Raw genomic sequence first — 13,158 nt, 5'->3', positions numbered from 1 at the left:
ACAGTTATGGAATTTGAAAAATTACAGGGGATTATTGCAGAGGTAATGAACGTTGACGAGGATGAGATTACCATGGACACCACCTTTGTGGATGATCTGGGAGCGGATTCTCTCGATATTTTCCAGATCATTATGGGAATCGAAGAGGAGTTTGATATTGAGATCCCCACTGAAGCTGCAGAGCAGATCGTTACCGTGGGCGATGCTGTTGAGCAGATCAAAAATGCCCGTAATTAAGGCTGGCGTTTTGATAAAAATCGGGAATAAAATGAAAGCCCTGCCGGATTCGGGCGGGGCTTTGCTGTGCTGCGGGGCACTATCTTGGAAGGAAAACGGTTATGAAACAGGAATATGAAAAGCTTTCGAAGCTGGAAAAGCGGGCCGGCTATGTCTTTAAGGACAAGTCCCTTCTTTTTCATGCCATGATTCACAGCTCCTATACCAATGAACATCGAATGAGCCGTTCTGACAACAACGAACGTCTGGAGTTTTTGGGAGACGCAGTATTGGAGCTTTCCAGCAGTGATTTCCTTTATCGGGAATATCCGGAGCGGCCGGAGGGGGAACTGACAAAATTCCGGGCAAGCATCGTGTGTGAGCCGACTCTTGCACACTGTGCGAGAGAACTGGGACTGGGAGAATATCTCTTCCTGGGAAAGGGTGAGGACGCGGAAGGCGGAAGAGAACGGGATTCTATCCTTTCTGATGCCCTGGAGGCACTCATCGGGGCCATTTATTTAGACGGTGGTTTTGCTAATGCAAAAGAGTTTGTGTTTCGGTTTGTCATGAATGATCTGGAGCATAAAAAGCTCTTTTATGATAGCAAGACTATTCTTCAGGAAATGATTCAAAGCCGCATGGAGGGAAGTCTGACCTATGAGCTTGTGGGAGAGGAAGGACCGGATCATGCGAAAACCTTCCATGTCCGGGCATGGATCGGAGAAAAGCCGGCAGGACTGGGACAGGGACGGACGAAAAAGGCTGCGGAGCAGATGGCTGCGTATAAAACCATTTTAATGCTGCAGGAAAAGGAATAAAAATTTATGTTTTTAAAAAGTATAGAGGTACAGGGCTTTAAATCATTTGCCAATAAGATACTCTTTGAATTTAATGACGGCATCACCGGGATCGTGGGTCCCAACGGCAGCGGAAAGAGCAATGTGGCCGATGCGGTCCGCTGGGTTTTGGGAGAGCAGAGTGCCAGGCAGTTAAGAGGCGCCAGCATGCAGGATGTCATTTTTGCGGGAACCCAGAACAGAAAGCCCCAGGGCTATGCTTATGTGGCCATTACCCTGGATAATTCCGATCATTCCCTGCCCATTGAGTACGATGAGGTCACGGTTTCCAGGCGGGTTTACCGATCCGGTGAGAGTGAATATCTGCTGAACGGAACGGCCTGCCGGCTCCGGGATATCAACGAGCTCTTTTACGATACCGGTATCGGAAAGGAAGGGTATTCGATCATCGGTCAGGGACAGATCGATAAGATCTTAAGCGGAAAGCCGGAGGACCGGCGGGAGCTGTTTGATGAGGCTGCCGGAATCGTCAAATTCAAGAAACGAAAGAATATCGCTCAGAAGAAGCTGGAAAATGAGCAGCAGAACCTGGTGCGTGTCACAGATATTCTTTCCGAGCTGGAAAAGCAGGTGGGGCCTCTCGAGGAGCAGTCAAAGAAGGCCAGGGAATATCTGAAGCTTAAGGAGCAGTTAAAGAGTCTTGATATGCAGAGCTTCCGGCTGGAAAATGCAGCGCAGAAACAGAAGCTTTCGGAAATCGCGGAAAATATAGAGACCGTATCTGCCGGGCTGGAGGAAAAGCGGCAGGAGGCTGCGGCCCTTAAGGCAAACTACGATGAACTGACGGAGCAGATTTCCGGACTGGATACAAGGCTTGAGGAGAACAGAAGTCTTTTAAGTGAGAGCCACCTGTCAGCAGAGTCCATGGAAGGACAGATCAAAGTTCTGGAGGAACAGATCCACACCGATGAGGTCGATGAGGAGCATTTGAAGAACCGTATGGCGGCCATTGAGGAGGAGCTCACAGAGAAAAAGGCTCAGAAGAGCGAATTTACCGGGCAGAAGGGTGAGATCAACGAGAGTCTGGATGAACTGGATGACAGACAGAGTGAGCTTCAGGAAAAGCTTGCGGAGGATGAAGAGCGGATCCGTGCCCTGGATTTTGAGCTCGAAAGTAAAAAGAACAGCGTCCTGAATGCCATGAATGACAAGGCCTCTCTGGGAGCCAGGAATCAGCGGTTTGAGACGCTGCTGGAACAGAACCAGGTGAGGAAAAGTGAGCTGCAGAACAGACTTCTTCGAATCAAAAGCGAGGAGGAGGCACAGGCGCAGATCGTTCTTCAGATCGAACAGGAGATCAAAGCAAAGAAGGAGGAGCTGGCCTCCCTTTCCAAGGCGTACGCAGAGACGACGGAAGCCTGGAAAAAGGCAGAGGAGGATTCCTACCGGGAAAACAAGAATTTAAATCAGAAGCAGCAGGAATATCATACTCTGCGGACAAGGCTGGAGTCTTTGAGAAATCTGGCGGAGCGCTACGACGGCTATGGCAACAGCATTAAAAAGGTCATGGAGGTGAAGGCCTCCACACCGGGCATTATCGGCGTCGTGGCAGACCTTCTGGAGACGCCGAAGGAATATGAAACAGCCATTGAGACGGCTCTCGGCGGTTCCATACAGAATATCGTGACCGACTCGGAGGCAACGGCAAAAAATCTCATCGCCTATCTGAAAAAAAATAAATTCGGACGGGCTACCTTCCTTCCCCTTTCCAGCATTACGGCAAGAGGCGGTTTCCAGAAGAAGGAGGCACTTCATGAGCCGGGTATTATCGGCCTTGCTCATACCCTTGTGAAGGTCAAAGGAGGCTATGATAATCTGGCGGAATACCTGCTCGGAAGGATCCTCGTGGTGGACAATATCGATCATGCCATTGTCATTGCAAGGAAATACCAGTATTCTCTGCGGATCGTCACGCTGGAGGGAGAGCTTCTGGCAGCCGGCGGTTCCATGACCGGAGGTGCTTTCCGGAACAGCAGCAACCTTCTTGGCCGGAAAAGGGAGCTTGAGGAGCTGGAACAGGCCATGAACAAAACTCTGGCTCAGTATGATCAGGTGCAGGCCCGGGTATCTGCCATTGAAAAGAAGTTAAAGGAGCTGAAAGGCAGCCTGGAAAAGAACAGAGAATCTTCCCAGGCTGCCAGAGTAGCACTTTCCTCTTTGGAGACAGGGCACACCGCAGCCCGGGAAAAGGCGGAGGAGATCGCGGCCGGATACGAGGGGATCACAGCGGAAGGAAAGCAGCTTTCTGACCAGTTAAAGGAAATTGAGGACGGGAAGGCAGCTTTAAAGGCAGAGTCAAAGGATCTGGAAATCAGAAATAAGGAATATGAAAAGGAAATAAAGAAGCTTGAGACAAAGGCCATACGGGAACGGGAAAAACGGGAGAAACGGAGGGAGGAGCTTCGCTCCGTCCAGCTGGAATTTTCTTCTTTGTCTCAGAAGGACAGCTTCATTTTGGAAAACATTCTACGTATTTCCGGGGAAATGGAGAGACTGGAGGGAGAAGCTGCCTCTCTCAGGGACGGCATGAGGCAGTGCCGGCAGGCATCCGGGAAGAAAAAGACGGAGATCCTTTCCATCCGGCAAAAAATAACAGAAACGACGCAGGAGGCTGCAAGGCTTCAGGATCTTATCAAAGAAGATACGGCCAGCCGTGAAGACTGTGTCAAAAAACAAAGGGGCCTGTTTGAAAAGCAGGAGGCCATGTCCGGTGAGCTGGCCCGGCTGGATAAGGAGAATTACCGCCTGGAAAGCCAGAAGGAAAAATGTGAGGAGCTCATTGAACAGCAGATCCGGTATCTGTGGGAAGAATACGAGCTGACGCCGTCAGCGGTGGCGGAAATGATATTTGAGGAGGAACTGAGCGCATCGGCAATCCGAAAGCAGGTGACAGCCTTAAGGCAGGCAGTGAAGGCGCTGGGTGCCGTGAATGTCAATGCCATTGAGGATTATAAAGAGGTTTCTGAGCGATACTTCTTCATGAAAGGGCAGCACGACGATCTGAAGAAGGCGGAGGAGAGCCTGATCAGGATCATAGAGGAGCTGGACGCAGGCATGCGGCGGCAGTTTGAAGAAAAATTCCGTGATATCAGGACAGAATTTGACCGGGTATTCAAGGAGCTTTTCGGAGGAGGACAGGGTACGCTGGAGCTGGTGGACGGAGAGGATATTCTGGAGGCAGGAATCCAGATCATCGCTCAGCCGCCGGGCAAAAAGCTCCAGAATATGATGCAGCTTTCCGGTGGAGAAAAGGCTCTGACAGCCATCAGTGTTCTTTTTGCCATCCAGAATCTGAAACCGTCTCCCTTCTGTCTGCTGGATGAGATCGAGGCAGCTCTGGACGACAGCAACGTGGGCCGCTATGCGGCTTATCTGGAGAAGCTGAAAAAGAATACCCAGTTTATTGTCATTACTCACAGAAGGGGGACCATGCTGGTGGCGGATCGTCTCTACGGAATCACCATGCAGGAAAAGGGCGTATCCACCCTGGTGTCCGTGGATCTGACGGAACAGACGGCATAACCGGAACTTATGACAGACCTAGTTTATAGTTATTTGACAGAATAGCGACAGCAGGTGTACATTAATATATTAAGGAGGCGTGTGTATGAGCCAGGAGAAAAAAGGATTTTTTGGCCGACTTGTGGCGGGCTTAAGCAAGACCAGGGACAACATCGTTGCCGGGATTGATTCCATTTTCAACGGGTTTTCCGCCATTGATGATGATTTCTATGAGGAAATCGAGGAGACTCTGATCATGGGTGACATCGGCATTCACACGACAGAGGCCATCATCGAGGATCTGAAGGCGAAGGTGAAGGAGCAAAAGATCAAGGAACCTTCCGAATGCAAGGCGCTTCTCATCGATACCATTAAAAAACAGATGGATCTTGGGCCAAATGCCTATGAATTTGAAAACCGGAAATCGGTCGTGCTGGTCATCGGTGTCAATGGTGTGGGAAAGACCACCTCTGTGGGAAAGCTGGCCGGCCAGCTTAAGGACAAGGGGAATAAGGTGCTTTTAGCAGCGGCGGATACCTTCCGTGCAGCCGCCATTGAACAGCTGACCGAGTGGGCCAACCGGGCAGGAGTGGATATCATTGCCCAACAGGAGGGATCCGATCCGGCAGCGGTGGTCTTTGATGCGGTTTCGGCTGCCAAGGCAAGAAATACGGATGTGCTTCTCTGCGACACAGCGGGGCGGCTTCACAATAAGAAAAACCTGATGGAAGAGCTTCGGAAGATCCACAGGATCATCGATAAGGAGTATCCGGAGGCCTATAAGGAGACTCTGGTAGTTCTGGATGGGACTACCGGGCAGAATGCCCTTGAGCAGGCAAGACAGTTCCGTGAGGTGGCTGATATTACAGGCATTATTCTGACGAAGCTGGACGGCACAGCCAAGGGTGGTATCGCTGTAGCCATTCAGGCGGAGCTCGGCATCCCGGTGAAGTACATCGGGGTCGGTGAGCAGATGGATGATATGCAGAAATTTAACCCGGAGGAATTTGTAAATGCCCTGTTCCAGACAGCGGAACAGCAGTAATCGGGAAATCATAAAGCGAGGGAGAAAAAATGCTGACACTGGAGAAATTTGAGGAGGCGGCTGAGGCCGTCAGCAAAGTGACATCGGAGACAAAGCTGGTATACAGTGAATATTTCAGCGACCAGACCGGCAATAAGGTTTATCTGAAGCCGGAAAACATGCAGTATACAGGAGCCTACAAGGTTCGCGGCGCATATTACAAGATCAGCACCCTTTCCGAGGAGGAGCGGGCAAAAGGACTGATCACTGCTTCTGCCGGAAACCATGCCCAGGGAGTTGCCTATGCAGCGAAGAAATTCGGCGCAAAGGCAGTTGTGGTCATGCCTACGACAACGCCGCTCATGAAGGTAAACAGGACAAAGAGCTACGGTGCTGAGGTGGTGCTTTACGGTGATGTCTATGACGAAGCCTGTGAATATGCTTACAAGCTGGCCGAGGAGCACGGATATACCTTTATTCATCCCTTCAATGATCTGACGGTGGCTACCGGACAGGGAACCATCGCCATGGAGATCGTCAAGGAGCTTCCCACTGTAGACTATATTCTCTGTCCCATCGGCGGAGGCGGGCTTTGTACCGGTGTTTCCACTCTGGCAAAGCTTCTGAATCCCAACATCAAGGTCATCGGTGTGGAGCCGGCGGGGGCCAACTGCATGCAGGAGTCCGTCCGTCAGGGCCATGTGGTGACTCTTCCCAGGGTCAATACCATTGCAGACGGTACGGCGGTCAAGACACCGGGAGATCTTCTTCTTCCCTATATTCAGGCAAATGTGGATGAGATCATCACCGTGGAGGATACGGAGCTGATCGTGGCTTTTCTGGATCTGGTGGAGAATCACAAGATGGTGGCGGAAAATTCCGGCCTTTTGACTGTGGCTGCCCTCAAGCATCTCGATGTGAAAAATAAAAAGGTGGTGTCCATCATCAGCGGCGGAAACATGGACGTGATCACCATGTCCTCCGTAGTACAGCACGGCCTCATCCAGAGAGACAGGATCTTTACCGTATCGGTGCTCCTTCCGGACAAGCCGGGTGCGCTGGTCAATGTTTCCACGATCATTGCAAAGATGCAGGGCAATGTCATCAAGCTGGAGCATAACCAGTTTGTCAGCATCAACAGAAACGATGCAGTGGAGCTTCGGATCACCATGGAGGCCTTTGGAACCGATCACAAAAATGAGATCGTAAAGGCGCTGGAGGAGAGCGGCTATCGTCCCAAGGTCGTCAAGCAGAAGGGAATTTACCAGGGAGCCTGATGATTGCAGTGTAACAATTTATTCATAAAAATGAAATTGTTTTTTTCTTGACAATATCGCTCCGGTGGAGTATACTGAGTTCCATAAATAGAAGGGAGTAGCTAACATCGGATGATGTTCTATCCTGCGTCATGACGGTTTGTAACCCGCAGATAGTTTTATAGCAAGACTTTTATTGCAGCCGGAAGGCTGCGGTAAAAGTCTTTTTTTAAAATCAAAGGAGGAAGAAAATGGGGAATATTTTTTATGACATCATGAAAAATCTTGCCGGCGGAGGAAGCGGTCCGAAAGTAGTGGATCCGGATCCGGAACCGGAGAAGGACAAGCCGAAGAAAGCGAAAAAATCCGGCGGAGGGAAAAAGGTTTTGAAAAACGGCGGCAGAGTGGTCGGGATTGTGATTCTCGTTGCAGTGATCGCCATTCTCGCCATGAATGCCACCTATACCATCGGCGAGCAGGAGCAAGCCGTTGTCACTACCTTCGGCGTGCCGAAGGCAGTCAAGGAATCGGGACTTCATTTCAAGATTCCTTTTGTGCAGCAGGTAAAGAAGGTGGATACCACCATTCAGGGCTTCAAGGTAGGTTATGACAGTGAAGGGCAGACGGTACCCAATGAAGCGATTATGATCACTTCGGATTTTAATTTTGTAGGCATTGATTTCTACGTGGAATACCGGGTATCCGATCCGGTGAAGGCTGTGTTTGCGTCCAGGCAGCCGGAGGACATTTTACGGAATCTGGCGCAGAGCTGTATCCGTACGGTGGTCAGCAATTACGATGTGGACAGCGTTCTCACCACCGGAAAAAATGAGATCCAGTCCAATATCAGAGAAATGCTGCTTTCCCAGCTGGAGGAACAGGACATCGGACTTCAGCTTGTGAATATCACTATTCAGGATTCCACGCCGCCCACCATGGAGGTGCTGGAAGCCTTTAAGGATGTGGAGACGGCCAAGCAGGGGAAGGAAACAGCAATCAACAACGCCAACAAATACAGAAATGAGAAGCTTCCCAAGGCGGAGGCTGATGTGGATCAGATCCTTCAGGAGGCAGAGTCCTCAAAGACAAAGCGTATCAACGAAGCGTATGCCGATGTGGCCATGTTCAATGCCCAGTATGAGGAATACATAAAGAACCCTCTGGTGACAAAGCAGAGAATGTTTTATGAAACCATGGAGGCGGTGCTTCCCAATCTGAAGGTCATCATTGACGGTACAGACAGCACCAGCACCATGCTGATGGATCAGCTTTCCGATCAGGCGGCAGGTGCGGCAGCTTCTGCAGCAGGAAACGGTTCGGGAACGGACAGTGCATCGGGAAGCGGCGCAGCCGGAAACAGTACATCCGGAGCTTCAGCCGGAACCAGCGGAAACTAGAAGGGGAGGAACGATCATGAAGAAAAAAATTATCGGTATTTTTCTGTCGATTCTGGCGGTGGTGCTTCTTGCCTCCTCAGTCGTCATTACTAAGGAAAATGAATACAGCCTGATCCGCCGGTTCGGTAAGGTGGACAGAATCATTGACAATCCGGGCATCACCTTCAAGATCCCTTTCATGGAGACTGTGGATGCGCTTCCGGGACAGATACTCCTCTATGACCTTCCGGAATCGGATGTGATCACCATGGACAAAAAGACCATGATTGCCGACAGCTTTGTGCTGTGGCGGGTATCAGATCCTCTGAAGTATGCAAAGACCCTGAATTCTTCTCAGACGAGTGCAGAGCAGAGAATCGATGCGGCAGTTTACAACGCCACTAAGAATATTATCAGCAATATGACTCAGAATGATGTGATTGCGGCCCGGGACGGTGAGCTTCAGGCTGCCATTATGGAAGGTGTGGGAGCTGCCATGGGATCCTACGGTATCGAGCTGAAAACCGTTGATATCAAACAGCTGGATCTGCCCGAGGACAATAAGGAAGCTGTTTATGAGCGAATGATCTCCGAGCGCGGAAAGATCGCCGCCACCTATAAGGCGGAGGGCGATTCTGAGGCTCAGAAGATTCGAAATACCACAGACAAGGAAGTGGAGATCATGCTTTCCGATGCCAAGGCTCAGGCAGCCGGCATTATCGCTGAGGGCGAGGCCGAATACATGCGGATTCTGGCGGAGGCATACTCCGATGCAGGCAAGGCAGAGTTTTATTCCTTTACTCGCTCCCTGGAAGCTGCCAAAGCTTCTCTGACCGGCGGGAACAATACGCTGATCCTGCCCAAGGATTCACCTATAGCGGAAATCTTTATGGGACAGTAAAACCAACTGTTTAAATGAAAGGATCCCTCCTGTCAGGATGTCAGGAGGGATTTTATATTCGGAATACGTCTGTGTTTACCTGAGCTCGGTCATTCCCGAAAGGCACGGTGCAGCAACCATGGAATAATTGGTGTGATAGATGACAAAGCCGGGCTTGGCACCGTTCACTTTTTTTACCTGCTTTTTTTCCACATAGTCGATTTCCACCTTGTCATTGCCTCTGCCTTTTGAATAGTAGGCGGCCAGAGCGGCGGCTTCCTCAAAAAGCCGGTCGGGAAGCTCTTCCTTGCTCTTACCCTCGCTCTTCACAATGACATGGGAGCCGGGGATCCCTTTGGCATGGAACCAAAGGTCATTTCCTGAGGCAAACCGGAAGGTCAGTTCTTCATTCTGCAGATTATTTTTGCCTACATATATATGATAGCCGTCAGAGGAAAGGTAGTGGAAGGGAGTACTGGTGATCTTTGCTCGTTTGTCCTTGGGACCGCGCTTTTTTACAAAGCCGGATTCCCGCAGTTCCTCCTTGATCTGGGTCAGGTCCTCCTCCGAGACTGCAATGTCGAGGGCAGTCATGACCGAATCCAGATATTCGATCTCCTCCCTGGTTTCTTTTGTGAGTTCCGTAAGGGCCTCAAAGGTGCGCTTCAGCTTTCCGTAGCGGTCAAAGTATTTTTTGGCGTTTTCCTGGGGTGTCATGGTGTCGTCCAGAGGGATCTTTACAGTTTCACCGGTATAATAATTGAGAGCAGTAAGCTCTTTTGCACCGGGCTCCAGACCATAGCCGTAGGTATTGATCAGTTCGCCGTAGACGCGGAATTTGTCCCGCTTTTCTGTGTCCTTAAGCTGCCTTTGCTGCAGATCATATTTTTTTCTGTTCCGTTCCAGAGCAGTCTGCACGGTGTGGCGAAGCTCAGCAGATTTCTGGCGGATTCTGGTGACTGCTTCCCGGGAAGCATAATACCCTTCCAGAACCTGACTCATGGAATCAAAGCGCTTCTGTTCATAGGCTGACAGATGGGAGAGGGGAAGAGCGGAGAATTCCACGGGAACTGATCTGTCATATGCAATGCAGGGGATAAAGCTTCCGCTTTTCACATCATCCATAAGCCGTCGGAAGGTTCCGAACAGATGCAGCTGTTCCAGTTTTCCAAGGTCCCCTGCTGAAACCGTGCTGTCCAGAGAGGCAGTATAACAGATCTCCTCCGCCATGACGGGAGAAAGGCCGGTAAAGCTGGAATAAAGCGCTTTTCCCAGGGGCATGGGCTTTTCGGAAAGGATCCTGCAGAAATTTTCTTCTGTGACCGTCAGCGGATCCTGCTTCTGCATCGTATCAGGGATAAAATAAGGGCGTCCGGGAAGCACCTCCCGGACGGAGCTTACGGACAGAGGGATGTGCTTGATGCTGTCGATGATGGTGTTCTGATCATCGCAGAAGATCAGATTGCTGTGCTTGCCCATAAATTCGGCGATCAGCTTTTTCCTGCACAGATCACCCATTTCGTCCAGATGCTCGATCTCCAGTACAAGAATCCGTTCCAGGCCCGGCTGTGTTACGGAAAGGATCCGGCCGCCGCCGATGTGCTTTCTGAGAAGCATACAGAAATTAGGGGCGGTCATGGGATTTGCCTTGTTCTGCTCCGTAAAATAAACAAGAGGCAGGCTGGCTCCCGCCGAGAGAAAAAGTCTGGACGTGTCTTTCTGGTTTTTTATGGTGAGCATCAGGGCATCGGCTTCCGGCTGTGCGATCTTTGCGATGCGCCCGCCCTCAATGCGCTCTTTCATTTCTTTTGCCATACAGGCAATAACAATTCCGTCAAGTGCCATTTTTCATTACCTCCGGCTCTATTCTAACATAAGTGAGGATTGTCTGCCACAGAAAATTGGCATAATCATTGACTTGTAACTTTGAATGAATTATAATAAGTTAGATTACGTGGAAGGAAAAAAAGAAAATGGTTAAGAGCATGACAGGCTTCGGCAGGTGTGAGGTTTCCAATGAGGATTATAAAATATCCGTGGAAATGAAATCGGTGAACCACCGGTATCTGGATCTGGGAATCAAGATGCCGAAGAAATTCAATGCCTTTGAGGCGGATATCAGAAATCTGCTGAAAAGCGGCATTCAGAGAGGAAAGGTTGACATTTATGTCACCTGTGAGACCTTTTCCGATAAGGCGGTGAGCCTCAATTATAACGAGGCGCTTGCCAGAGAGTATATGGATATTTTTGCCAGAATGAGCGAGCAGTTCTCCATTGAGAATGATGTGAAGGTTTCTGCCCTTTCTCGTTATCCGGAGGTGATTGTCACCGGACAGAACGAAGAGGATGAGGAGGAGCTGTGGAGCCTTCTTAAAGAAGCACTGACAGGCGCGCTGGAAAAGTTTGTGGCTCAGAGAACAAAGGAAGGGGAGCATCTTTGCCGGGATCTCGTTGGCAAGCTGGATGCCATGCTGGACTGGGTTGCAGCCATCGAGCTTCGTTCTCCTCAGATCCTGAAGGAATATCGGGCAAAGGTGGAGGACAAGGTGAAGGAGCTTCTCGAGGGAAGCGGCATCGATGAGAACCGGATCGCCGCTGAAGTGACTCTTTTCGCCGACAAGATCTGTGTGGATGAGGAGACGGTGCGTCTCACAAGCCACATAAGGACCATGAAGGATGCGCTCTTAAAGGGCGGTGCCGTCGGAAGAAAGCTGGATTTTATTGCCCAGGAAATGAACCGGGAGGCAAATACGATCCTTTCCAAGGCCAACGATCTGGAAATTTCCGGTACGGCCATTGAACTCAAGACGGAAATCGAAAAGGTCAGAGAGCAGATTCAGAATATTGAGTAGAAAACGGTGAGTACAGTGGGAAAACTGATTAATATCGGATATGGCAATGTGGTTCATACGGACAAGGTGCTGGCGGTGGTGAGTCCCGATTCGGCACCCGGAAAGCGTCTCATTCAGTCTGCCAGAGACGAAGGACGCAGTGTGGACGCCACCCAGGGCAGAAAAACCAAGGGGCTCATTGTCATGGACAATGGATATGTGGTGCTTTCGGCACTGCTGCCGGAGACCATTGCCGGCAGATTCAATGAATCAGGAAGTCCGGAACGGACTTCGGACAAGGAGGGAGACGATGAGTAAAAAGGGACTGATCCTCGTGATTTCCGGATTTTCCGGCGTGGGAAAAGGAACTGTGGTCAGACGTCTCATGGAGAAATACGATAATTATGCTCTTTCCGTTTCGGTTACGACCAGAAAACCAAGAGAGGGAGAAGTAAACGGAAGGGAGTATTTCTTTATTACCGAGGAAGAGTTTGCTGCTTTGGAGGCAGACGGCGGGCTTCTGGAGGGAGCCGGCTATGTGGGACACCATTACGGTACGCCCAGAGATTATGTAATGGGACGCCTGGAAGAAGGAAAGGACATGATCCTGGAGATCGAGATCCAGGGCGCTCTCCAGATCAAAAAGAAGTACCCGGAGGCGATCCTTGTTTTTGTGGTTCCGCCCAGCGCCAGGGTCCTGAAGGACCGGCTGACAGGACGCGGCACGGAGACTGAGGAGGTCATTGCCGAACGGCTCAAACGGGCCGTGGAGGAATCCCGGGGCATGGAAGAGTATGATTATCTTCTGGTCAACGACGATTTGGAAACCTGTGTGACAGAGCTTCATCAGATCATGGAGTGTGAACACCGCAGGGCAGCCGTTAATCAGGAGCTTATCGATCATATCAGAAGAGACTTAGCAAGCTTTGTGGAAGGAGAATGATATATGTTACACCCCTCTTATTCAGATTTGATCAATGTTGTTAACAGTGAAGTGGAGCCCGGCGAACAGCCGATCATTCAGAGCCGTTATTCCATCGTTATCGCTGCGGCGAAACGGGCGAGACAGCTCATTGCCGGTGAGGAATCCCTTGTGGATTCACCGTCCCATAAACCGCTGTCCACCGCTGTTGAAGAGCTTCATCAGGGAAAGGTCAAGGTCGTGGGCGAAGACGATATCCCTGAGGATGAAATTGAGGAATGATCATACAGGC

12 protein-coding genes are annotated in these 13,158 nt (G+C 50.4%); 11 read left to right on the top strand and 1 reads right to left on the bottom strand.

From position 1 onward, the window contains the following. Nucleotides 1–6 precede the first annotated feature (6 nt). The 7 genes from acpP (at nt 7) to hflC (ending at nt 9,134) form a co-directional block, all read left to right on the top strand. Nucleotides 7–237 (top strand): acyl carrier protein, encoded by a 231-nt coding sequence (gene acpP, locus QJ036_RS04310; RefSeq protein ID WP_283230215.1) that lies wholly within the window; start codon nt 7–9, stop codon nt 235–237. 101 nt (nt 238–338) lie between these two features. Beyond that, the gene (gene rnc, locus QJ036_RS04305) at nt 339–1,037 is read left to right on the top strand and encodes a ribonuclease III (protein ID WP_283230214.1); all 699 of its coding nucleotides are present in this window, start codon (nt 339–341) and stop codon (nt 1,035–1,037) included. A 6-nt stretch (nt 1,038–1,043) separates the two neighbouring features. Continuing rightward, nucleotides 1,044–4,598, top strand: coding sequence for a chromosome segregation protein SMC (smc, locus tag QJ036_RS04300; RefSeq protein ID WP_283230213.1), 3,555 nt, complete (start codon nt 1,044–1,046; stop codon nt 4,596–4,598). 85 nt (nt 4,599–4,683) lie between these two features. Continuing rightward, complete coding sequence (gene ftsY / locus QJ036_RS04295) at nt 4,684–5,622, top strand: signal recognition particle-docking protein FtsY (protein ID WP_283230212.1); 939 nt, start codon at nt 4,684–4,686, stop codon at nt 5,620–5,622. Nucleotides 5,623–5,651: 29 nt separating this feature from the next. Further along, nucleotides 5,652–6,878, top strand: coding sequence for a threonine ammonia-lyase (ilvA, locus tag QJ036_RS04290; RefSeq protein ID WP_283230211.1), 1,227 nt, complete (start codon nt 5,652–5,654; stop codon nt 6,876–6,878). Nucleotides 6,879–7,108: 230 nt separating this feature from the next. Beyond that, on the top strand, nt 7,109–8,254 hold the full coding sequence (hflK, locus tag QJ036_RS04285) for an FtsH protease activity modulator HflK (protein WP_283230210.1): 1,146 nt from the start codon (nt 7,109–7,111) through the stop codon (nt 8,252–8,254). Nucleotides 8,255–8,270: 16 nt separating this feature from the next. Beyond that, nucleotides 8,271–9,134, top strand: a complete 864-nt coding sequence (gene hflC, locus QJ036_RS04280) for a protease modulator HflC (RefSeq protein ID WP_283230209.1) — start codon at nt 8,271–8,273, stop codon at nt 9,132–9,134. Between the two features lie 75 nt (nt 9,135–9,209). On the opposite strand, the gene QJ036_RS04275 is transcribed toward hflC, so the two are convergent. After that, nucleotides 9,210–10,958, bottom strand: coding sequence for an Rqc2 family fibronectin-binding protein (locus tag QJ036_RS04275; protein WP_283230208.1), 1,749 nt, complete (start codon nt 10,956–10,958; stop codon nt 9,210–9,212). A gap of 128 nt (nt 10,959–11,086) precedes the next feature. Between QJ036_RS04275 and QJ036_RS04270 the strand changes: the two genes are divergently transcribed. Genes QJ036_RS04270 through rpoZ form a run of 4 tightly spaced genes read left to right on the top strand, consistent with a single transcriptional unit; the run spans nt 11,087 to nt 13,148 of the window. Further along, nucleotides 11,087–11,965: a YicC/YloC family endoribonuclease gene (locus tag QJ036_RS04270; protein WP_283230207.1), complete on the top strand. Its 879-nt coding sequence runs from the start codon at nt 11,087–11,089 to the stop codon at nt 11,963–11,965. A gap of 15 nt (nt 11,966–11,980) precedes the next feature. Beyond that, nucleotides 11,981–12,262, top strand: coding sequence for a DUF370 domain-containing protein (locus tag QJ036_RS04265; protein WP_283230206.1), 282 nt, complete (start codon nt 11,981–11,983; stop codon nt 12,260–12,262). Next, entirely contained in the window at nt 12,255–12,887 is a 633-nt protein-coding gene (gmk, locus tag QJ036_RS04260) for a guanylate kinase (RefSeq protein ID WP_283230205.1), read from the top strand. Before QJ036_RS04265 ends, gmk begins: the two co-directional genes overlap by 8 nt. 3 nt (nt 12,888–12,890) lie before the next feature. Continuing rightward, complete coding sequence (rpoZ, locus tag QJ036_RS04255; RefSeq protein WP_283230204.1) at nt 12,891–13,148, top strand: DNA-directed RNA polymerase subunit omega; 258 nt, start codon at nt 12,891–12,893, stop codon at nt 13,146–13,148. The last annotated feature ends 10 nt before the right edge of the window (nt 13,149–13,158 follow it).

It is taken from the genome of Fusibacillus kribbianus (assembly GCF_030053595.1).
In the GTDB taxonomy this organism is placed as follows: domain Bacteria; phylum Bacillota; class Clostridia; order Lachnospirales; family Lachnospiraceae; genus Lientehia; species Lientehia kribbiana.
This window is presented reverse-complemented; position numbering and strand designations above follow the sequence as displayed.